This window comes from Pseudomonas sp. AC252 (genome assembly GCF_979258105.1).
Genome location: NZ_OZ409837.1, coordinates 783,738 through 804,859 on the forward strand (window position 1 = coordinate 783,738; position 21,122 = coordinate 804,859).

General features: G+C 59.0%; 24 protein-coding genes and 1 tRNA gene. 9 read left to right on the forward strand and 16 right to left on the reverse strand.

What is annotated here, in order from left to right; all coding sequences use genetic code 11:
* Positions 1-15: 15 nt before the first annotated feature.
* From ACZZZ4_RS03585 to trmJ, 4 genes are all read right to left on the reverse strand, one after another.
* Positions 16-1,230, reverse strand: coding sequence for an IscS subfamily cysteine desulfurase (locus ACZZZ4_RS03585; RefSeq protein WP_016773324.1), 1,215 nt, complete (start codon positions 1,228-1,230; stop codon positions 16-18).
* 50 nt (positions 1,231-1,280) lie between these two features.
* Entirely contained in the window at positions 1,281-1,772 is a 492-nt protein-coding gene (gene iscR, locus ACZZZ4_RS03590; protein ID WP_016773323.1) for a Fe-S cluster assembly transcriptional regulator IscR, read from the reverse strand.
* A gap of 238 nt (positions 1,773-2,010) precedes the next feature.
* On the reverse strand, positions 2,011-2,787 hold the full coding sequence (gene cysE / locus ACZZZ4_RS03595; RefSeq protein ID WP_024014221.1) for a serine O-acetyltransferase: 777 nt from the start codon (positions 2,785-2,787) through the stop codon (positions 2,011-2,013).
* Positions 2,788-2,790: 3 nt separating this feature from the next.
* The gene (trmJ, locus tag ACZZZ4_RS03600; RefSeq protein WP_073473313.1) at positions 2,791-3,561 is read right to left on the reverse strand and encodes a tRNA (cytosine(32)/uridine(32)-2'-O)-methyltransferase TrmJ; all 771 of its coding nucleotides are present in this window, start codon (positions 3,559-3,561) and stop codon (positions 2,791-2,793) included.
* A 144-nt stretch (positions 3,562-3,705) separates the two neighbouring features.
* On the opposite strand from trmJ, the gene suhB reads away from it, so the two are divergent.
* Positions 3,706-4,524 carry a type III secretion system regulator SuhB gene (suhB, locus tag ACZZZ4_RS03605; protein ID WP_016773320.1) on the forward strand — a complete coding sequence of 273 codons (819 nt, stop codon included), beginning with the start codon at positions 3,706-3,708 and terminating at the stop codon, positions 4,522-4,524.
* A gap of 240 nt (positions 4,525-4,764) precedes the next feature.
* On the opposite strand, the gene ACZZZ4_RS03610 is transcribed toward suhB, so the two are convergent.
* From ACZZZ4_RS03610 to queA, 6 genes are all read right to left on the reverse strand, one after another.
* Positions 4,765-5,313, reverse strand: a complete 549-nt coding sequence (locus ACZZZ4_RS03610; protein WP_039761427.1) for a glycine zipper 2TM domain-containing protein — start codon at positions 5,311-5,313, stop codon at positions 4,765-4,767.
* 120 nt (positions 5,314-5,433) lie between these two features.
* Complete coding sequence (secF, locus tag ACZZZ4_RS03615; protein ID WP_463547268.1) at positions 5,434-6,348, reverse strand: protein translocase subunit SecF; 915 nt, start codon at positions 6,346-6,348, stop codon at positions 5,434-5,436.
* A gap of 9 nt (positions 6,349-6,357) precedes the next feature.
* Positions 6,358-8,226, reverse strand: coding sequence for a protein translocase subunit SecD (secD, locus tag ACZZZ4_RS03620; RefSeq protein WP_039761424.1), 1,869 nt, complete (start codon positions 8,224-8,226; stop codon positions 6,358-6,360).
* Between the two features lie 65 nt (positions 8,227-8,291).
* Positions 8,292-8,630: a preprotein translocase subunit YajC gene (gene yajC / locus ACZZZ4_RS03625; RefSeq protein ID WP_016773317.1), complete on the reverse strand. Its 339-nt coding sequence runs from the start codon at positions 8,628-8,630 to the stop codon at positions 8,292-8,294.
* A gap of 43 nt (positions 8,631-8,673) precedes the next feature.
* Entirely contained in the window at positions 8,674-9,789 is a 1,116-nt protein-coding gene (tgt, locus tag ACZZZ4_RS03630; RefSeq protein WP_160768392.1) for a tRNA guanosine(34) transglycosylase Tgt, read from the reverse strand.
* A 14-nt stretch (positions 9,790-9,803) separates the two neighbouring features.
* Positions 9,804-10,868 (reverse strand): tRNA preQ1(34) S-adenosylmethionine ribosyltransferase-isomerase QueA, encoded by a 1,065-nt coding sequence (gene queA / locus ACZZZ4_RS03635; protein WP_463547269.1) that lies wholly within the window; start codon positions 10,866-10,868, stop codon positions 9,804-9,806.
* Between the two features lie 108 nt (positions 10,869-10,976).
* Between queA and ACZZZ4_RS03640 the strand changes: the two genes are divergently transcribed.
* Positions 10,977-11,061, forward strand: a tRNA-Leu gene (locus ACZZZ4_RS03640).
* A 183-nt stretch (positions 11,062-11,244) separates the two neighbouring features.
* Here the strand turns inward: ACZZZ4_RS03640 and ACZZZ4_RS03645 are convergent.
* On the reverse strand, positions 11,245-11,601 hold the full coding sequence (locus ACZZZ4_RS03645; RefSeq protein ID WP_463549249.1) for a DUF7079 family protein: 357 nt from the start codon (positions 11,599-11,601) through the stop codon (positions 11,245-11,247).
* Between the two features lie 171 nt (positions 11,602-11,772).
* Positions 11,773-11,991, reverse strand: a complete 219-nt coding sequence (locus ACZZZ4_RS03650; protein WP_281876344.1) for a DUF6429 family protein — start codon at positions 11,989-11,991, stop codon at positions 11,773-11,775.
* A gap of 221 nt (positions 11,992-12,212) precedes the next feature.
* Between ACZZZ4_RS03650 and ACZZZ4_RS03655 the strand changes: the two genes are divergently transcribed.
* On the forward strand, positions 12,213-12,542 hold the full coding sequence (locus ACZZZ4_RS03655) for a hypothetical protein (RefSeq protein ID WP_463547270.1): 330 nt from the start codon (positions 12,213-12,215) through the stop codon (positions 12,540-12,542).
* Between the two features lie 18 nt (positions 12,543-12,560).
* On the opposite strand, the gene ACZZZ4_RS03660 is transcribed toward ACZZZ4_RS03655, so the two are convergent.
* Positions 12,561-12,929 (reverse strand): PH domain-containing protein, encoded by a 369-nt coding sequence (locus tag ACZZZ4_RS03660; protein ID WP_039761415.1) that lies wholly within the window; start codon positions 12,927-12,929, stop codon positions 12,561-12,563.
* Positions 12,930-12,974: 45 nt separating this feature from the next.
* Positions 12,975-13,724, reverse strand: coding sequence for a hypothetical protein (locus ACZZZ4_RS03665; RefSeq protein ID WP_415761555.1), 750 nt, complete (start codon positions 13,722-13,724; stop codon positions 12,975-12,977).
* A gap of 115 nt (positions 13,725-13,839) precedes the next feature.
* On the opposite strand from ACZZZ4_RS03665, the gene ACZZZ4_RS03670 reads away from it, so the two are divergent.
* From ACZZZ4_RS03670 to ACZZZ4_RS03685, 4 genes are all read left to right on the forward strand, one after another.
* Positions 13,840-14,205 carry a hypothetical protein gene (locus tag ACZZZ4_RS03670; RefSeq protein WP_463547271.1) on the forward strand — a complete coding sequence of 122 codons (366 nt, stop codon included), beginning with the start codon at positions 13,840-13,842 and terminating at the stop codon, positions 14,203-14,205.
* A gap of 100 nt (positions 14,206-14,305) precedes the next feature.
* Positions 14,306-15,043: a hypothetical protein gene (locus ACZZZ4_RS03675; RefSeq protein ID WP_463547272.1), complete on the forward strand. Its 738-nt coding sequence runs from the start codon at positions 14,306-14,308 to the stop codon at positions 15,041-15,043.
* A 71-nt stretch (positions 15,044-15,114) separates the two neighbouring features.
* The gene (locus ACZZZ4_RS03680) at positions 15,115-17,034 is read left to right on the forward strand and encodes an alkaline phosphatase D family protein (RefSeq protein ID WP_463547273.1); all 1,920 of its coding nucleotides are present in this window, start codon (positions 15,115-15,117) and stop codon (positions 17,032-17,034) included.
* 169 nt (positions 17,035-17,203) lie between these two features.
* Positions 17,204-17,395, forward strand: a complete 192-nt coding sequence (locus ACZZZ4_RS03685; RefSeq protein WP_463547274.1) for a type II toxin-antitoxin system Phd/YefM family antitoxin — start codon at positions 17,204-17,206, stop codon at positions 17,393-17,395.
* Here ACZZZ4_RS03685 and ACZZZ4_RS03690 read toward each other — a convergent pair whose 3' ends face one another.
* Entirely contained in the window at positions 17,396-18,577 is a 1,182-nt protein-coding gene (locus ACZZZ4_RS03690) for an acetylornithine/succinylornithine family transaminase (protein WP_463547275.1), read from the reverse strand.
* Positions 18,578-18,679: 102 nt separating this feature from the next.
* On the opposite strand from ACZZZ4_RS03690, the gene ACZZZ4_RS03695 reads away from it, so the two are divergent.
* Both ACZZZ4_RS03695 and ACZZZ4_RS03700 read left to right on the forward strand, forming a co-directional pair.
* Positions 18,680-19,606, forward strand: a complete 927-nt coding sequence (locus ACZZZ4_RS03695) for a LysR family transcriptional regulator (protein WP_463547276.1) — start codon at positions 18,680-18,682, stop codon at positions 19,604-19,606.
* Between the two features lie 134 nt (positions 19,607-19,740).
* Positions 19,741-20,442: a hypothetical protein gene (locus ACZZZ4_RS03700; RefSeq protein ID WP_016773307.1), complete on the forward strand. Its 702-nt coding sequence runs from the start codon at positions 19,741-19,743 to the stop codon at positions 20,440-20,442.
* 73 nt (positions 20,443-20,515) lie between these two features.
* Here the strand turns inward: ACZZZ4_RS03700 and ACZZZ4_RS03705 are convergent, their stop codons facing one another.
* A complete protein-coding gene (locus ACZZZ4_RS03705; protein WP_463547277.1) occupies positions 20,516-21,007 on the reverse strand; it encodes a RidA family protein in 492 nt (163 codons plus the stop codon).
* Positions 21,008-21,122: the final 115 nt, after the last annotated feature.

Genomic DNA, 21,122 nt, shown 5'->3' on the forward strand with positions numbered 1-21,122 from the left:
CGGCGGCTTCTATAGTTAGTGTGCCGCCCACTCGATTTTCGAGATATCGACGCCGTCTTTGTACATGTCCCACAGCGGCGACAGAGCGCGCAGCTTGGTAACGGCCTCGCAGACTTTCTGCGCGGCGTAGTCGATTTCTTCTTCGGTGGTAAAACGGCCGAAGGTAAAGCGGATCGAGCTGTGTGCCAGTTCGTCGTTGCGGCCCAGGGCGCGCAGTACGTACGAAGGCTCCAGCGACGCCGAGGTGCAGGCCGAACCGGACGATACCGCCAGATCCTTGAGCGCCATGATCAGCGACTCGCCTTCAACGTAGTTGAAGCTCAGGTTCAGGTTGTGCGGAACGCGGGCGGTCAGGCTACCGTTGACGTAGAGCTCTTCCAGATGCTCGACCTGCTTGTAGAAACGGTCGCTCAAGGCTTTGATGCGCACGTTTTCAGCGGCCATGTCTTCCTTGGCTACGCGGAACGCTTCGCCCATGCCGACGATCTGGTGGGTCGCCAGGGTGCCGGAACGCATGCCGCGCTCGTGACCGCCACCGTGCATGGTCGCTTCGATGCGCACACGCGGCTTGCGGCTGACGTACAACGCGCCGATGCCTTTAGGGCCATAAGTCTTGTGGGCGGAGAACGACATCATGTCGACTTTCAGCTTCTGCAGATCGATTTCGACCTTGCCAGTGGACTGAGCGGCGTCAACGTGGAACAGCACACCTTTGGCGCGCAGCATCTCGCCAATGGCGGCGATGTCGTTGATGGTGCCGATTTCGTTGTTGACGTGCATCACCGACACCAGAATGGTGTCTTCGCGCAGTGCAGCATCAATCATCGCCGGGGTGATCAGACCGTCTTCGGTCGGCTCGAGGTAGGTCACTTCGAAGCCTTCACGCTCCAGCTGGCGCATGGTGTCGAGGACAGCCTTGTGCTCGATCTTGCTGGTGATCAGGTGCTTGCCCTTGGAGGCGTAGAAATGTGCCGCGCCCTTGATCGCCAGGTTGTCGGATTCGGTGGCACCGGAGGTCCAGACGATTTCGCGTGGGTCGGCGTTGACCAGATCGGCCACCTGACGACGAGCGTTTTCGACAGACTCTTCAGCCTTCCAGCCGAACACGTGGGAACGGGACGCCGGGTTACCGAAGTTTCCGTCGACCAGCAGGCATTCACTCATTTTCTGCGCAACGCGCGGATCAACCGGGGTGGTTGCAGAGTAATCAAGGTAAATCGGCAATTTCATGGACTATCTCCTAAATCAGGGCTGGCGTGCCGCGGGTAGCTCTTCGGCTGTCATTCGACGGCGGACGCTTCAATCTTGTCCAGGCGTGGCGCCTTGCTGCTGCAACGGCGCTGGTCCTGACGCTGGGCCACTTCTTGTACCTCACGGCGAGTCACAAGGTCGGCCAAGCTGATACCGCTCAGAAATTCGTGAATCTGCAGGCTCAAGTCGCACCACAGATGATGGGTCAGGCAGGTATCACCGGAATGGCAATCGCCCTGGCCCTGGCACTTGGTGGCATCGACCGATTCGTTCACCGCATCGATCACCTGGGCGACCTGGATGCCCTGCATGTCGCGGGACAACTGGTAGCCACCACCCGGACCGCGAACGCTGGAAACCAGGTTGCTGCGGCGCAGCTTGGCGAACAGCTGTTCGAGGTAGGACAGGGAGATGCCTTGGCGCTCGGAGATATCGGCCAGAGACACCGGCCCGTGCTGCGCGTGCAACGCCAGGTCAAGCATGGCGGTCACGGCGTATCGGCCTTTTGTAGTCAGTCGCATGGACAGTTACCACGGAGTTCGGAATGGGCGGGAGTATGCAATTCCCGAGCATTTAAGTCAACTATAAGACCTAGTGCTTTAGTCGGGTTTACCCGCAAAAGAGCGCGCGCACTATAGCAAAGACGGGTTACGGACAGCCAGCGCAACCGCGTGATCGTTCTTCGCGAGCAGGCTCGCTCCCACATTGGAATGCATTCATCTGTGGGAGCGAGCCTGCTCGCGAAAGCAGCGCCGCGGTTCAGCCGGCTTTCGATTCGTCCTTGCCCTTGACGCATGCGAAGTCTTCTTCGCGCAGCTCAGGCAGATCTTTCGCACAGTAATTGCTGCCCAGATCCTTCAGCGCGCCGCACATGCCTTCCAGACGCCCATCCACCGCTTGCAGATGATCGAGCAACTGGCCGATGGCGCGGGCCACCGGGTCGGGCATGTCTTCGCTGACGCCGTAAGCGTCGAAGCCGATCTTTTCCGCCATGGCTTTGCGCTTGGCGTCCTGCTCTTCATCGGTCTTGACGATGATCCGCCCCGGAATCCCCACCACCGTGGCGCCGGGCGGCACTTCCTTGGTGACCACAGCGTTGGAGCCGACTTTGGCGCCTGCACCGACTGTGAACGGGCCGAGCACTTTGGCACCGGCACCGACTACCACGCCATCACCCAGCGTCGGGTGGCGCTTGCCTTTGTTCCAACTGGTGCCGCCGAGGGTCACGCCTTGATAGATGGTGACGTCGTCGCCGATCTCGGCGGTTTCACCAATGACGATGCCCATGCCGTGGTCGATGAAGAACCGCCGACCGACCTTGGCGCCCGGATGAATCTCGATCCCGGTCAGCCAGCGACCGAAGTTCGACACCAGTCGCGCCAGCCACTTCAACTCGTTGCGCCAGAGCATGCCGGCCAGACGATGAATCCAGATCGCATGCATGCCGGGGTAGCAGGTCAGGACTTCAAAAGCGTTACGCGCCGCCGGGTCTCGATGGAATACGCTTTGGATATCTTCACGCAAACGCTCAAACATCATTCAATCCTTCCGCTTTAGAAGTTCGCCACGGGCCGCTTTCTGGGTTTCCGTGAGAATGCCACGCAAAATATTCATTTCCGCCCGGCTGACCGAGCTGCGTCCGTACAACCGGCGCAGGCGCGCCATCAAGTGCCGTGGTTTTTCCGGGTCGAGGAATTCGATGGCAACCAGCGTCTGCTCCAGGTGCTCATAAAAGCGCTCCAGCTCATCCATGGTCGCCAGCTCGGCGCTTTTCACCGAGGCCACTTCCTCTTTCTCGACTTTGCTCGGCTGACCCTGTGCGGCCAGCCAGGCCATGCGCACTTCATAACTCAACACCTGCACCGCCGCCCCGAGGTTCAGCGAACTGAACGTCGGGTCGGAAGGGATGTGCACGTGAAAATGACATCGCTGCAGCTCTTCATTGGTCAGGCCGGAGTCTTCACGACCGAACACCAAAGCAATCTCGGCGCCCTGCCCGGCTTCCTCGACCACCTTGTTGCCGCATTCGCGCGGATCCAGCAGCGGCCAGGGAATGCGCCGATCGCGGGCGCTGGTGCCGAGCACCAGATTGCAACCGACCAAAGCATCTTCCAAGGTGGCGACGACTTGCGCGTTTTCAAGGATGTCACCGGCACCGGAGGCGCGAGCATCGGCCTCGTGGTGCGGGAAGACCCGCGGTTCGACCAGCACCAGTCTCGACAGACCCATGTTTTTCATGGCGCGCGCGGCCCCGCCGATGTTGCCGGGGTGGCTGGTGTTGACCAGGACGACACGAATGTTCTGCAGCAAGGGAGGCGCTCTCGGACACAGGAAAGGGGGCAAATCTTACAGAACAGCCTACCGTTAAGCTATGAAAGCGAACAGCGTCCTTCACCTGAAGAAAAGTTCTGATAGAATGCGCGGCTTTCTTTAACAACCTTAGGTGACACATCCATGCAGCCCATGCTGAATATCGCGCTGCGCGCCGCCCGCAGCGCCAGTGAACTGATCTTCCGCTCCATCGAGCGCCTGGATACCATCAAGGTCGACGAAAAAGACGCCAAGGATTACGTATCCGAGGTTGATCGCGCCGCTGAACAGAAAATCATCGATGCCCTGCGCAAGGCTTACCCGAATCACTCGATCCAGGGTGAAGAAACCGGCCTGCACGCTGGCACCGGCATCGAGGGCGAAGAGTACCTGTGGATCATCGATCCGCTGGACGGCACTACCAACTTCCTCCGTGGCATTCCGCATTTTGCAGTGAGCATCGCCTGCAAATATCGTGGCCGCCTGGAACACGCAGTGGTTCTGGACCCGGTTCGCCAGGAAGAATTCACCGCCAGCCGTGGTCGCGGCGCTCAACTGAACGGTCGTCGTCTGCGCGTCAGCGGTCGCACCAGCCTCGACGGCGCTCTGCTCGGCACCGGCTTCCCGTTCCGTGACGATCAGATGGACAACCTCGACAACTACCTGGGCATGTTCCGCGCCCTGGTTGGCCAGACTGCCGGTATCCGCCGCGCCGGCTCGGCGAGCCTGGACCTGGCCTACGTGGCTGCCGGTCGTTTCGATGCGTTCTGGGAGTCGGGTCTGTCCGAGTGGGACATGGCTGCAGGCGCCCTGCTGATTCAGGAAGCCGGCGGCCTGGTGAGCGACTTCACCGGCGGTCACGATTTCCTTGAGAAAGGCCACATCGTTGCCGGCAACACCAAGTGCTTCAAGGCAGTGCTGACGGCGATCCAGCCGCACCTGCCGGCCTCGCTGAAGCGCTAAGCTTTACGCGAAACCAAAAAGCACCCTCCGGGGTGCTTTTTTATGCCTGCAATTCCAACCAGCACAATTCCCTGTGGGAGCGAGCCTGCTCGCGAATGGGGCGTGTCAGCAAAGGAAATATCAACTGTTGGACCGTATTCGCGAGCAGGCTCGCTCCCACAGGTGAGTATCGCGTGCAGCCCTGAAACGCGGGTATAAAAAAGCACCCCGCAGGGTGCTTCTTTTCAAAACGGTAAAGCCTTACTGACCCGGCTCATTCTGCGACAGGATCAGCTTGCCTTCCTTGTCGACCGGAATCTGGTTGCCCGGATCGCGATCCATCCGCACTTTGCCTTCCTTGCCATCGAGCGAGTAACGCACGTCGTAACCGACGACCTTGTCGCTGATGTCATTGACCGTGTTGCAGCGGGTTTGCGTGGTGGTGTAGGTGTCGCGGTTCTGCATACCTTCCTGAACCTTGTTACCGGCATAACCGCCGCCAACTGCACCGGCCACAGTGGCAATCTTCTTGCCGGTACCGCCGCCCACCTGATTACCCAACAAACCACCGGCTACGGCACCGATCGCCGTGCCGAGAATCTGGTGTTGATCCTTGACCGGCGCCTGCCGGGTCACGGTTACATCCTTGCATACTTCACGTGGAGTCTTGATCTGTGTCTTGACCGGCTCAACGGCTAATACTTGCGCATACTCAGGGCCGCTTTTAACCAGGCTGTAGGTGGCAACAGCACCCCCGGCTGTGACACCGACAGCACCCAATACCGCACCAACCAGCAACGACTTGTTCACATGAACCTCCTGACCATCACATGCGGGACACGCCCGCGCTTCTCCCAGCCTTGGAGCACAAAAAAGGCGCGAGTTCAACTCGCGCCTTTTGTCAGCTGACAGCCGGGAAATCGCTAACCGTCATGGACGGTCGTCGACTTCCTTCTCGGTGTTGGCCGGAGGAATAAGATCCTCGGTGGTCAGGTTCAGCCAGATCAGCACCACGTTGGCGATGTAGATCGACGAGTAAGTACCCGCCAGTACACCGATGAACAGTGCGATGGAGAAGCCGAACAGGTTGTCGCCACCGAAGAACAGCAGCGCCGCGATCGCCAGCAACGTCGAGATCGACGTCGCCATGGTGCGCAGCAGGGTCTGGGTGGTCGAGATGTTGATGTTCTCGATCAGCGTCGCCTTGCGCAGCACGCGGAAGTTCTCACGCACCCGGTCGAAGACCACGATGGTGTCGTTCAACGAGTAACCGATGATCGCCAGCACCGCGGCCAGTACTGTCAGATCGAAGGTGATCTGGAAGTACGAGAGGATCCCCACGGTCACGATCACGTCGTGGATCAGCGAGACAATGGCGCCGACCGCAAACTTCCACTGAAAGCGGAACGCCAGGTAGATCAGGATGCCGCCGAGCGCCAGCAGCATGCCGAGGCCGCCCTGGTCGCGCAGTTCTTCACCGACCTGCGGGCCGACGAACTCGACTCGCTTGACGGTCGCCGGGTTGTCGCCGCCGACCTTCTGCAGCGCTTCCGCTACTTGATGGCCCAACTGCGGGTCTTCACCCGGCATGCGCACCAACAGATCGGTCGTCGCGCCGAAGTTCTGCACGATAGCTTCGTGATAACCGGAAGTCGCCAGTTGCTCGCGCACCTTGGTGACATCCGCCGGACGCTCGTAGGTCAGCTCGATGAGCGTACCGCCGGTGAAGTCCAGGCCCCAGTTCATGCCCTTGGTGGCGACACTGAACAAGGCAACGACGGTAAGCAGCAATGTGACGCCGAACGCGAAGTTGCGAACGCCCATGAAGTTGATTGTACGTAACATGGCAGCCCCTTAAATCCACAACTTCTTGAAGTCACGTCCGCCAAAGATCAGGTTGACCATTGCGCGGGTCACCATGATGGCCGTGAACATCGAGGTAAAGATCCCGAGGGACATCGTCACTGCGAAACCCTTCACCGGGCCAGTGCCCATGGCGAAGAGAATACCGCCGACCAGCAAGGTGGTCAGGTTGGCATCGAGAATCGCAGTGAATGCCCGGCCGAAGCCTTCGTTGATTGCCCGCTGCACAGTCATGCCAGCGGCGATCTCTTCACGAATCCGCGAGAAGATCAGTACGTTGGCGTCGACCGCCATACCCATCGTCAACACGATACCGGCGATACCCGGCAGGGTCAGCGTGGCGCCCAGCAGCGACATCAACGCCAGCAGCAGCACCATGTTTACCGCCAGTGCGACGGTGGCGATGACGCCGAAGAAGCGGTAGATGGCGATGATGAACAGCGATACGAACAGCATGCCCCACAGGGAAGCGTCGATACCTTTGGTGATGTTGTCAGCACCCAGGCTCGGACCGATTGTGCGCTCTTCAGCGAAGTACATCGGTGCAGCCAGACCACCGGCACGCAGCAGCAGCGCCAGCTCGGACGATTCGCCCTGACCGTTCAGGCCAGTGATGCGGAATTGCGCACCCAGCGGCGACTGAATGGTCGCCAGGCTGATGATCTTCTTCTCTTCCTTGAACGTCTGTACCGGCACGTCTTTCTCGACGCCATCAACCACTTGCTTGGTGTAAGTGGTGACCGGACGCTGTTCGATGAAGATCACCGCCATGCTGCGACCGACGTTGGAACGGGTCGCGCGGCTCATCAGCTCGCCACCGTGGCCATCCAGACGGATGTTCACTTCTGGCGTGCCGTGTTCGCCAAAACCGGCCTTGGCATCGGTAACCTGGTCACCGGTGATGATCAGACCACGCTCGATCTGCGCCGGAGGACGATTGCCTTCGCGGAACTCGAACGACTCGGAAGTGGCTTTCGAAGCGCCCGGCTCGGCGGCCAGACGGAACTCAAGGTTGGCCGTCTTGCCGAGAATACGCTTGGCTTCGGCAGTGTCCTGCACGCCCGGCAGCTCAACCACGATGCGGTTGGCGCCCTGACGCTGCACGATCGGTTCGGCAACACCCAGCTCGTTGACGCGGTTACGTACCGTGGTCAGGTTCTGCTTGATGGAGTATTCACGGATTTCCGCCAGCTTGGCCGGGGTCATCGCCAGACGCAGCACCGGTTGACCGTTGAGGTCGGCCGGAACAATGTCGAAATCGTTGAAGTTCTTGCGGATCAGCGCACGGGCCTGTTCGCGGGAGTCTTCATCGCTGAAGCCCAACTGAATGGCACCGCCCAGTTGCGGCAGGCTGCGATAGCGCAGCTTCTCTTTGCGCAGCAGGCTCTTGACGTCGCCTTCGTAGACTTTCAGGCGCGCATCGAGGGCTTTATCCATGTCCACTTCGAGCAGGAAGTGCACACCACCGGACAAATCCAGACCCAGCTTCATCGGGTGCGCACCGAGGTTGCGCAGCCATTGCGGGGTGGTCTGTGCCAGGTTCAGCGCGACGACGTAGTCATCACCCAATGCCTTGCGTACAACGTCCTTGGCCGGCAGCTGATCTTCAGCCTTGCTCAGACGGATCAGACCGCCCTTGCCGCCCGCCGTCAGCGTAGCCGCCTTGACGTTGATGCCGGACTCTTTCAGCGCTGTGCTGACGCGAGCCAGATCGGCGTCATTGACCTGCAGAGCCGTGCTGGCGCCGCTGATCTGAATCGCCGGGTCATCAGGGTAAAGATTCGGAGCGGAATAAATCAGACCGATCGCCAGCACCGCCAGGATCAGAATGTATTTCCACAGAGGGTATTTGTTCAGCATCACGCCGCCCGTTATGAACGCGGGGCGCCTTGCGCGCCCCGTCGATTGAGTAGAAGTTGTTGCTCTTAGATCGCTTTCAGCGTGCCTTTTGGCAGCGTGGCGGCGATGGCGCCTTTCTGGAACTTCATTTCCACGGTGTCGGACACTTCCAGAACCACGAAGTCATCGGCAACCTTGGTGATCTTGCCGGCGATGCCGCCAGTGGTCACGACTTCGTCGCCCTTCTGCAGGCTGCTCAGCAGGTTCTTCTGCTCTTTGGCGCGCTTGGCCTGTGGACGCCAGATCATCAGGTAGAAGATGACCAGGAAGCCGACCAGGAAAATCCACTCGAAGCCGCCGCCCATTGGACTTGCAGCAGCCGGTGCAGCTGCGTCAGCCATGGCGTTAGAGATAAAAAAGCTCATTTAGCACTCCAGTTGCAAATGTTGAATCTTGGGGTCAGAAAACTCAGTCCAAAGGCGGGACGGGAAGTCCGCGTTTGGCGTAGAAGGCATCGACAAAGGCGGCCAATGTACCCTGTTGAATAGCCTCGCGCAAACCAGCCATCAGCACCTGATAATGGCGCAAGTTATGGATGGTATTGAGCATGCTGCCGAGCATTTCGCCGCACTTGTCCAGGTGATGCAGATAAGCGCGCGAGAAGTTCTGGCAGGTATAGCAATCGCAGGTCGGATCCAGCGGCGATTCATCGTGGCGATGGAACGCGTTACGGATCTTCAGCACACCGGTATCGATGAACAGATGCCCATTGCGGGCATTACGGGTTGGCATCACGCAATCGAACATGTCCACCCCGCGGCGCACACCCTCAACCAGATCTTCCGGTTTGCCAACGCCCATAAGGTAACGAGGTTTGTCAGCGGGCATCTGACCCGGCAGATAATCCAGCACCTTGATCATTTCGTGCTTCGGTTCGCCCACCGACAGACCGCCGATGGCGAGGCCGTCGAAGCCAATCTTGTCGAGGCCCTCGAGCGAGCGCATGCGCAGGTTTTCATGCATGCCGCCCTGGACGATGCCGAACAGCGCAGCGGTGTTGTCGCCGTGGGCATTCTTCGAACGCTGCGCCCAGCGCAACGACAACTCCATCGATACGCGCGCGACGTCTTCGTCAGCCGGATACGGTGTGCATTCGTCGAAGATCATCACAATGTCGGAACCGAGATCGCGCTGCACCTGCATCGACTCCTCCGGCCCCATGAACACTTTGGCGCCGTCGACCGGAGAAGCGAAGGTCACGCCCTCCTCCTTGATCTTGCGCATCGCGCCGAGGCTGAACACCTGGAAGCCGCCGGAGTCGGTGAGGATCGGGCCTTTCCACTGCATGAAATCGTGCAGATCGCCGTGTTCCTTGATCACTTGAGTGCCGGGACGCAGCCACAGGTGAAAGGTGTTGCCCAGAATGATTTCCGCGCCCGTGGCGACGATGTCGCGCGGCAGCATGCCCTTGACCGTGCCATAGGTGCCGACCGGCATGAACGCCGGGGTCTCGACGGTGCCACGGGGGAAGGTCAGGCGACCACGACGAGCCTTGCCATCGGTGGCCAGCAGCTCAAAGGACATTCGACATTCGCGACTCATTCTGTTTCCTCTGGGCCTGTCTGTGCAGGGGCAGTTGGAGCGGGATTGCGGGTGATGAACATCGCATCCCCGTAACTGAAAAAGCGGTAGCCGTTTTCCACGGCGGCCTTGTAGGCAGCCATGGTTTCGGGATAACCGGCAAACGCGGAAACCAGCATCAACAGCGTGGATTCCGGCAAATGGAAATTGGTCACCAGGGCATCGACAACATGAAACGGCCGGCCCGGATAGATAAAGATGTCGGTGTCGCCACTGAACGGCTTGAGCACACCATCGCGCGCCGCACTTTCCAGCGAACGCACGCTGGTGGTGCCGACCGCAATCACCCGACCGCCACGCGCACGGCACGCCGCCACCGCATCGACCACATCCTGGCCGACTTCCAGCCACTCGCTGTGCATGTGGTGATCTTCGATCTTCTCGACGCGCACCGGCTGAAACGTCCCCGCGCCGACGTGCAACGTCACGAACGCAGTCTCGACGCCCTTGGCAGCAATCGCCTGCATCAGCGGCTCATCGAAATGCAGCCCCGCCGTCGGCGCTGCGACCGCACCTAGACGCTGGGCATACACGGTCTGATAACGCTCGCGATCCGAGCCTTCATCCGGGCGGTCTATATAAGGAGGCAACGGCATGTGCCCGACGCGATCGAGCAGCGGCAAGACTTCCTCGGCAAAACCCAGCTCGAACAGCGCATCATGACGCGCGAGCATCTCGGCTTCGCCACCGCCGTCGATAAGGATCTTCGAACCCGGCTTCGGCGACTTGCTGGAGCGCACATGGGCCAGCACGCGGTGCGCATCGAGCACGCGCTCGATGAGAATTTCCAGCTTGCCGCCGGACGCTTTCTGCCCAAACAGCCGCGCCGGAATCACCCGGGTATTGTTGAACACCATCAAATCGCCCGGGCGCAAATGCTCAAGCAAATCAGTGAATTGACGGTGGGCCAGAGCGCCGCTCGGCCCATCAAGGGTCAGCAGGCGACTACCGCGACGCTCGGCCAACGGATGGCGGGCGATCAGCGAATCAGGAAGCTCGAAAGTAAAGTCAGCAACGTGCATGATGGGGTTCGTCTAGCAGGGCCGGAAAGTCTAGCGGAAATATCAAAAATTGACCATGAAACGTGATTGACCAACGGTAATCACCTCTCTATACTTCGCCGCCATTGAGCCCTGATGGCGGAATTGGTAGACGCGGCGGATTCAAAATCCGTTTTCGAAAGGAGTGGGAGTTCGAGTCTCCCTCGGGGCACCAACACGGAGAAAAAGGTCTTGCGAAAGCAAGGCCTTTTTTTCGTCTGGACGAAAGTGGTAGGTGCAATGCCTACTACTAAAACGCCCGCCTGACGATTGAGCTTGAAGCGACCTGAATCACCGCATCGCTGAAACAAAAGGTGGCTTTCACCATCGCGGAATACCAAACCGCGTGAAACCGTCCTCATAGCCTAGAGGCTATCTCCTTCCACATGTAGTCATAGTTGTATTCCAGCCAACGTACCAACAGTTTGTCGTACTGCCTGCGACACCAATTGCGCCGTCGCGCCGCGAGCCTCTCCTCTATCTCGGATCTGAGCCAATTAGGGTCGAACCCAGTCCATACAGTGGGCAGAACTGCAGCAATGTTTGTGAAGCAAACTGGCGCTACTTCTGAATAAAAAATCTTGTAGAGCACCGCTGGATCAACGCCCTTGAGCTGTCGAACGACGTAGTCGTAATCAGTGGGGAAATGATTGAAAGGCTCTGATAAGGCATCTCTGACCCTAGTCAGTTGTGGTTCATTCAGAAGATGCCCCAATGCAAAAATCCGCCAATGCCTTATCCAGTAACTCGCTACCGTTTCGCCTGCAGAACTGCCTGCAACCGCACCAACAACAATCGTATGCATATCCCCATGGCGAGCCATGATCAAACCTGACGTTATCTTACCAAGCTACAGCTCAAGTCCAGAATCGGGCGCTTGCCCAACCTATTCCTTAGCCCCAAACATCCGCTCAGCAATCTCCCGCCCCCGCTCCACCCCTTCCTTCGTCAACCATATCGACTTGTTCCTGTTCACCGGATTACTGATCAAACCCTGCGCGTGCAAGCGGTTCATGATTTCGAAGTCATAGCCCTTCCACGCATTGCCGTCGTCGGAGCTATAGGCTGCCAGGAGAGCAAGGACAGCGTCGTCGATCAGTTTCATGTCGTATTCCATGATGGTCACTCCGCTGATGTTCAGTGTTTGTAATCAAAGCGTCGTATCAAAGTGGATGTCAATGCTGCGCGAGCTTGTAGGTTTTAGATGCCCGATTGCTGGTTGCCTCGCATGCGATCCCCGCCCGTATAATCACGTCCGCACGTCAAACCTCCTCTGGCGTTTCGCGCATTGGTTTCAAGCTCTCCACTTCACTGACAGACATCCCCATGGAAACCTCACTGGAAACCGTCGCCCTTTTCTCCCTCAAACTCGCCTACGAAGAAGAGGGCCTGAGCCCGATCCTGCGCGATAACATGGTCATGGGCGATTACCAGAAAGATGTTTTCGAGTTACTGGTGAAACGCGGCGATGTCGAGGCCATTCAGTTCAAGATGAACGAATGCCTGAACCTGGCGCTGAATGCTTTGGGCGGGGTCGAGAAGCCGTTGGGGCGGGAGTTGCGCAAGTTGTCGGCGGAGTTGGCTCAGGCGCGGTCGCTGGAGCAGTTGGGTCAGCCGCTGCTCGCGCTGAAGCTGTATTTGCGCGACATTCTTTGAGTGCCGCGCAATCGATGCTTACAGCAGATAGCTCGAGATGTACTTGGAAATTTCCACCATCGAGGTCTTGCCGGTGAATTCGAATTTCACTTTGCCCAGCGACGAAAAGTAGATCTCGAGTTCCGAATCCAGATCGAAGGTGCCCGAAGTTTCCACGGAGTAGGCGACGATGTTTTTGTAGGGCAGTGAGGTGAAATCCTTTTTGCTGCCGGTGATGCCCTGGACGTTGACGGCGATGATGCGTTTGTTGGTGAAGACCACGCCGTCACGCATCGCTTTGTAGGAATCGATGACTTGTTCGCCTTCCAGTAGCAGCGCGGTGACGCGCTCGGCGTACTCATCGTTCTGCTTGAGTTTGAAGAAGCCTTTGTTATTGAAGTCGATCATGTGTCCATCCTCTTGCTTGAGAAAATATCCTGGTATTTCTTTAAATCAGCGACGGGCCTTCAGCACTCTAATATCCGTTGGAAAGCCGTCAGCGCCAGCCAGTTTTTTCAAGCCCATGTATTGAAACTCACCATTGGGATCAATGTAGTCGCCCTTCTCTGCTTGCCCGCCGCCAACTATCGCAACACGCTTCACTTCGCCGCAGCCGCCATCCGACGGTCGCACCGTGTAGATCACATAGGGCTTCACGTATTGCGTGGCGCGGAAGTATTGGCCGCAGATTTCGTCGACGGTGATCAGCATGGTTTTCAGGCGGGCTTCGCCGTCGGTGTCTTCGTGCAGTTTCAGAAAGGAGATGTCGCCGACGTCGCTGTAGCCGAGGGAACGGGCGCGTTGGTAGGCGGGGGAGTTCTGGTGCGCAATACGGCCCTCCTCCACACCCCGTTGCATTTGCGCGGCGAACTCGGCTTTGCCTTGGGCCAGGGTTGCCTCGGCGTGGGCGGCGACGTTTTCGCAGTGGGCGTACTCGCTGGAGTCGAGGTGTTGCGGTAGCAGGTTAAGGCGGCGCTCGTTCATGGAGGCGAGGCTGTCTTGCAGGCCCGACGTGGCTGCATAGGCAGCGGAGACGCGACCGCTCTGGACGTCGGCGATTGTCTCCTGCATCCGCTGGCAATTGGCGAGGTAGTAATTCCAGCTGGCTTGCGGGTGTTCTTGCGCGAAGCTGAAGGTCGGGGTGATGACGGCGACAAGGGTGAGGGCGCCGAGCAGTTGCAGCAAACGGGTTGTGGAAAACATGGGTAGTCCATTACAGAGAAGGCATGGCGCGACGCTACTATTTTGCTATCGTGCCGTCCACTCTCAACAGGCGAACAAGTTGTCGCCTCTGTCTCGTGGCAAGGAAAGAAATCCGATGGATGCTGTGTTGTGTTTGGTAGTCATGGCTGCAATGTGGTTCTGGGTGGTGCGCCAGCGCGGGCGATGGAATCTGTGGTTGGCGAACCTTGCCGGAGCGGGCAGCGCTGTGGTGATTGGCATTGTCTTCACACTGCTTTATGACGCGCTGTTCGGCACCACGATGGCAGCGCCCGGACTGCATAACAGCCTGGTGGTGTTCATGACCAGCGCGGGCGTTCTGGCGGGCGTGTGGTTGTGGATCGCCAAGCGTCGTCAGCCGGCGCATCCGGTTGCGCGTCAACTGCTCGCGGGGGTTTGTGGCTTCGCCGCCGGCATGATCACGTTGATGTTTCTGGCGGCGAATTATTTTCCGCAACCGTAGCCGGACGGCGCGTCTATTTTGCTATCTTGCCGCGCATCGTCGGCGCTTGCTGATCGTCTCGCGCCGCGCTTGGATTGTTGAAAGTTAAGGAAAGGACCAAATGGAGTTTCTGCGTTTTCTGGCGTTCGTCGCTGTCTGGGGTTTCATGTGGCGCTGGGTGGTGAAGAACCGCGGCAGCTGGAATATTTTCTACGGCAACATCGTTGGCGCGGCGGGCGGCTTCATAGTCGGGCTGGTGATGTTGTCGATCACGTTTTCGCTGTTTCCTTCGTCGTTCGATCACGAGGCGGCGCAGGCGCAAAACACGCCAGTCGTCGAGTCGACCTCTGTACTGCCTGAAGCCGAGGCAGTCACGCCCGCCACCGAGCTGAAAGATGCGCCGGTTTTTGCTGCCATCGAAGCGGATGACAAGCCTTCCCCGCCGGACTCCGCACTGTTGCCGAATAACGTCAGCCGAGCGCCGAAATCAATGGCGGTACAAACGGTGCTGAATCAGAGCGACTACGAGGGTCGCATGGCCCTGGCCGCGCTGAACAAGAAGTTGCGCAGTGACGCACAAGCCGACAAGTCGATGATCGCGTATGTCATGTGCAGCCCGTTTGTGACCAGCACCCTGCGTTATCCCGCTTCGGCGCGCTTTGCCGACAGCAAAGCGCTGGTCAGCCATCGCTACAAGGATCAGATCTACAGCTTCAGCAACAGCGTCACCGCGCGCAACATGAATGGCGACGATGTGACCTACCGTTTCGATTGTTCTGTACAAGAGCTGCCACGGGTTGATGCGACGGCCGGGGAATGGCGTTTGCTGGCGCTGACACTGCAAAAAGCCGACTCTTAAGGCTGATTTAAGGGATCAAGGCGCCGGCTGCGCTATCATCGCCGGCCTGTGCGCCTTGAGCTTTGCCCTCGATGTTTTCAACACCTGATAACCTGATCTCGCTGCCTCCTGTCCTGGCCGGCCCGTTGCTGCGGCGGCTGGAGCCGACGCGCGTGGTGCTGTGGCTGGTGGGCTCGCGTGAACTGGCGCTGACTTTGCGCCTGCAAGGTGTAGGAGATATTCCGCTCGATGCGCAGAAATGCACGATCATTGCCGTAGGCCGTCATGCGTTCGTGCATCTGATCGACGTCCAACTTGAAAGCGCCCTGCCCTGCGACACGTTTATCGATTACGACCTGCTGATCGATGATGCCATCGGTATGGCTGAGTGGGCGCCTCATCTGCTTTACCCCGGCGCTACCTGCGCGAACCTCGTCGTGCGTTCGCGGATCGAGCAATTGCTCCACGGCTCCTGCCGCAAGCCGCATCACCCGGCAACCGATGGTTTGCTCTGCGTCGATCAATTGCTGGCCGACGAAACCGATGCGCTACGGCGCCCGGCGCTGCTGATGATGAGTGGTGATCAGGTTTATGCCGACGACGTCGCCGGGCCGATGCTTCGGGCGATTCATGCCTTGATCGAACGTCTGGGTCTGTTCGACGAGCACCTTGACGGAGCCGTGGTCAGCGACAGCGCCAAGCTCTACGAGCACCCGGCCAGTTACTACCACCGTGCGGATTTGTTACCGGCGCTGGAGAGCAACGAGACCTTGCGCGAGCGATTTTTCGGTGGCGCGCGTAAGCCGATTTTCACCAGCAGCAGTGCCGACAATCACCTGGTGACGTTCGCCGAAGTCATGGCCATGTACATGCTGGTGTGGTCGCCGACGCCGTGGTCGCTGATCAATCCGGGCGCTCCGACACTGACCCCGGAACGCCGCAAGCGCTACAACGCCGAGCACACGCGCATCGATGCCTTCAAGGCTGGCCTGGGCAACGTCGCGCGGGCGCTGGCGCATCTGCCGAGCCTGATGATTTTCGATGATCACGACATCACTGATGACTGGAATCTTTCTGCGCAGTGGGAGGAAACCGCCTACGGCCATCCGTTCTCCAAGCGCATCATTGGCAACGCGCTGATTGCTTATCTGTTGTGCCAGGGCTGGGGCAACAATCCGGACGCTTTCAAAGGAATGCTGGAGCAGACCGCGCAACTGAGTGCCAGCGGTGATGACGGCTATCTGGACATGCCGGTGCAGGATGATCTGATTGATCAGTTACTGCGTTTTCAGCAGTGGCATTTCGTGTTGCCGAGCACTCCGGCACTGGTGGTGATCGACACGCGCACCCGGCGCTGGCGTAGCGAGATGGCGCTCAAGCAACCGTCGGGCCTGCTCGACTGGGAAGCCTTGAGCGAACTGCAACAGGAACTGCTCGATCACCCGTCGGCAATCATCGTTTCGCCGGCGCCGATCTTTGGCGTGAAGCTGATTGAAACCGTGCAGAAGGTGTTCAGTTGGTGCGGTTACCCGCTACTGGTCGACGCGGAAAACTGGATGGCCCATCGCGGCGCAGCGCAGGTGATCCTGAACATTTTCCGACACTCGCGCACGCCCGGGAACTACGTGGTGCTGTCCGGCGATGTGCATTATTCCTTCGTCTACGAAGTCCTGATCCGCCACCGCAAGGCCGGCCCACGGATCTGGCAGATCACCAGCAGCGGCATCAAGAACGAATTCCCGCCAACGCTGCTGGAATGGTTCGACCGCCTCAACCGCTGGCTCTACTCACCGCGCTCGCCGTTGAACTGGTTCACCAAACGCCGCCTGATGCGCATCGTCCCGTATACGCCGGAACATGCCGAGGCCGGGGAGCGGCTGTGGAATTCGGCGGGGATCGGACAGGTGTTTTTCAATGAACAGGGGCAGCCGAGCGAGATTGTTCAGCACAACTCGAATGGGGCGGAAAAGACGAGGATGCTGGCGCCGGAGTTGGGGGATGGGCCAGACTGAAACCAGATCTGAGCATAGGTGGAGGGCCCGGCAACGGGCACTCCACCTGCTGACAATTACAGCAGATAAGGATTACAAGCCTCTCGGAAACGCCTCCGAAGTGCTTAAGTGATACTGGGCGCAATCACAGTCGACCTCGCTGTGTACCAACCTCTCGCAGGCCCACATCATGCAAACCATCACCTTCAGCAAAACCACAGCTCACCTGGCCTTGTCGATGGACCAAGCAACCAATGATCGCGAACCGTTGCTGATTACCAGGCGCGGTGCCGAACCGGTTGTGATGATAGGTCTGACTAACTATGAGTCACTTTTGCGGACAGTCAATTCGCCGTCCTTACCAGACACTCCGCAGCAGTGATTATGCAGATAGGGCTGACGACAACGTCCGCCCGACCCCTCTGACAATCATCCCTACCTCGCGCTCATCAATCGTCAACGGCGGCAGCAACCTGATGGTCTTGCCACGAGTCACGTTGATCAACAAGCCGTGATCCCGCGCAGCGATCAGCGGCAGGTCGCGCACCGGTTGTTTCAGCTCGATGCCGATCATCAGGCCCTGCCCCCGGATTGCCAGCACGTTCGGGTTGTCTGCCAATTCGGCGCGCAAGCGTTCCAGCAGCCGCGCGCCCTGCACTCGCGCATTCTCCAGCAAACCTTGTTCTTCGATGATGTCCAGCACCGTGCAGCCGACCCGGCAGGCCAGTGGATTGCCGCCGAAGGTGCTGCCGTGGCTGCCCGGGGTGAACAGGTCGGCCGCGCGGCCACGGGCCAGGCAGGCGCCGATCGGCACGCCATTGCCGAGGCCTTTGGCCAGGGTCATGACATCGGGCACGATGCCTTCGTGTTGACAGGCGAACCATTGCCCGGTGCGGCCGATGCCGGTCTGGATTTCATCGAGCATCAGCAACCATGCGTGGCGATTGCACAGGTCGCGTAGGGCCTTGAGATAACCCGGCGGTGCGACTTGTACGCCGCTTTCGCCCTGGATCGGTTCGACCAGAATCGCCACGATGCGCGCGCCGTGTTTGCGCTGTATTTGCTCCAGCGCCGGGAGATCGCCGAACGGCACTTTGACGAAATCCCCCGGCAGTTCGTTGAAGCCCAGGCGCACCGCCGGGCCATCGCTGGCAGACAAGGTGCCGAGGGTGCGGCCATGAAACGCGTTGGCCATGACCACCACCAGCGGCTGCTCGATGCCTTTGCGCCAGCCGTAAAGGCGCGCCAGTTTTAGCGCCGTCTCGTTCGCTTCGGCGCCGGAGTTGTTGAAAAACGCGCGCTCCATCCCCGACAACGCCGTCAGCCGTTTGGCCAGCTGTAGTTGCCAGTCGATGCTGTACAGGTTTGAGGTGTGCAGCAGCAGCCCCGCTTGCTCGCTGATCGCCGCGACGATGCGCGGATGCGAGTGCCCGACATTGGTCACTGCCACACCGGCAACAGCATCCAGATATTCGCGCCCCGCCTGATCCCACAGGCGCGTGCCCAGGCCCTTGATGAAACTCAGGGCCAGTGGTTGGTAGGTGTTCATCAGGGCGGCGGTCATGACGTGAAACTCCATTGCAGGTCGGTGTTTTTGCAGTATGGTTAGCCACCTGAGCTGGATAAACCCGGAAAAACTTCAATCATTTAACAGCCGAGCTTGATAATGGATTTATTTCAGTCGATGGGCGTCTACGTCAAAGTGGTCGAAACCGGGAGCATGACGGCCGCCGCTGCGAAGTGCGAAATGTCGACGACGATGGTGGGCAATCATCTGCGCGCGCTGGAGCAACGGCTCGGCGTGCAATTACTGCAACGCACCACGCGCCGCCAACGCCTCACAGAATTCGGCAGCGTCTATTATCAACGCTGCCTGGAAGTGCTTGGCCTGGTGGCCGACTCTGAACGCCTTGCCGAACAAGCGTCGGACGAGCCGCGCGGCTTGCTGCGTATCACTGCGCCGCTGACCTTCGGCGTCGAACGACTGACCCCGGCCCTGAGCGAATATTCCTTGCTCTATCCACAGGTGAAACTCGACGTGGTGCTGACCAACAGCCGCCCGGATCTGCTGGAAAACGGCCTCGATGTCGCGTTCCGTTTGGGCAATTTCGACCAGTCCAACCTGATCGCCCGCCCCCTGATCGACTACACCCTGACGGTCTGCGCCTCTCCGGAATACATCGCACGACGCGGCATGCCGCACACGCCACAGGATTTGCAGCAGCACGATTGCCTGTCCTTCGCCTACCCGGCTGGAGATGACTGGCAATCGGTGGAAAAACGCTGGCGTCTGAGCGGCCCGGAAGGTGAAGTCCTCGTCGACGTCAGCGGGCCGATGCTGATCAACAGCTCCGCCGGTTTGCACCAGGCGGCGCGCAACGGCATGGGCATCATGATGCTGCCCGACGCGCTGGTGGAGCAGGATCTGCGCGACGGCAAACTGATCAGGGTAATGACGGACTACCAACCGCCGAGCAGGCCGATGCATTTGTTGTATGCGCAGGATCGCTATCGGTTGCCGAAGCTGAGACGGTTTGTCGAGTTTGCGATGCGTACTTGGGGGAAACCCGCTGACGCCATGATCGGAAAATAACGCACGCTGGGAAAAATCCCGACCACCAGACCGTTGCTCCGTGACAACGCCGCCCCGCTCCCCTAAATTAGTCGGCCTGAAAAAGACCTCGTGCTTTCTCGCCCCAACTCAAGTTAAAAAGTAGTGAAATTTCAATGTCCGATTTCAACACCGCTGAATCCGTAGTCACCCAGTCGTCCAAAGCGGAATACGAAAACTCCATCAATCTTTCACAACACCTGCCTCAAGCCAAAATCATCAGCGAGATGGTCCTCGACGCGTTCCAGTCGACCCGCGAGAGCGACCAGATCCGCGAATTGCGTGCGGCGATCCGTCAGGCGCATGACAGCTTTGATGACGACAAAGCGTACGAGCTGATGGGCGAACTCAAGCGCCTGAAAGACGCCGAGGCAGCCGACATTGCCGCGCTGGAAGATCTGAGCAGCAAGTTCTCGATCGGGCGCATTCTGTCCAGCTTCAAGGACGATCCGGCGTTTCAGGAAATCGTTTACGGTCTGGCGCTGAAAGTGCTGAATCAGACCCATCAGGCGATCAGCAATCCGAGCGGCGGCAAGAGCAAAGCTGCGAAGAAGAAAGAAGTGGAAATCTTCACCATCAGCAAGGACGGCGCCAGCGTGACCCTGCCAATGCGCACGCCGCGTTCGCGCCTGAATGTTGATCGTGAGGCACTTGAATTCCTCGGTTTCACCTTTGTCGGTGAAGGCGATGAAGCCGAGCTGGAGAGCGAAACCTTCGTCGATAACGCCGGTACGGAACAGGCGGTGAACCGCAAGAACATCATCACTGCGCTGCAGCAGCAGACGGCGTTTGATGGTTACAGCATCGCGGCGCAGTAGTCTGCCAAGCGCTTGCAAAAAAGCCCCGCGCTGAGTGATCAGGCGGGGCTTTTTGTTTGAGGCGGGGACAACCTCAAGCCGACGGATGCAACGCCGCAATCATGTCCACTTCAATCGCTGCATTCTTCGGCAACTGATACACGCCAATGGTCGTGCGCGTATGCCGCCCGGCATCGCCCAGCACATGGCTGAACACGTCCGAAGCGCCGTTGGCTACTTCACTCAGGTCGACAAAGTCAGCAGTCGACTTCACATACACCGAGACACGCAACAACGCGCGAATCTTGTCCAGCGAACCGACCGCATCGACGATCAGCGCCAGACAACGCATGGCGCTGATGCTCGCCGCTGCTTGTGCATCCTTGAGGTTCAATTCCAGCCCCACGCGACCGGGATACAGAATCTTGCCATTGACCCGCGGCACCATCCCGCTGATGTACAGCTCATCGTGATGACGGATCAGCGGCGCGTAATTGCCACCGGCGGTGTTCTCGCCATAGATGTCGTAGTTGAGTTCTTCGGCCAGGGCGATAAAGCGCTCATCGCAGGTCATCCGTTCGGTCATTGCGCCCAGCCTTTTGATCAATGCACGGGTTGAGACAGTCGAGCACCGGGGGGATGGCTTGGAGCTACTACTGTCAGGGTTGGATCCGAATCTAGGGCGTTTGCCTGAGTTGCGC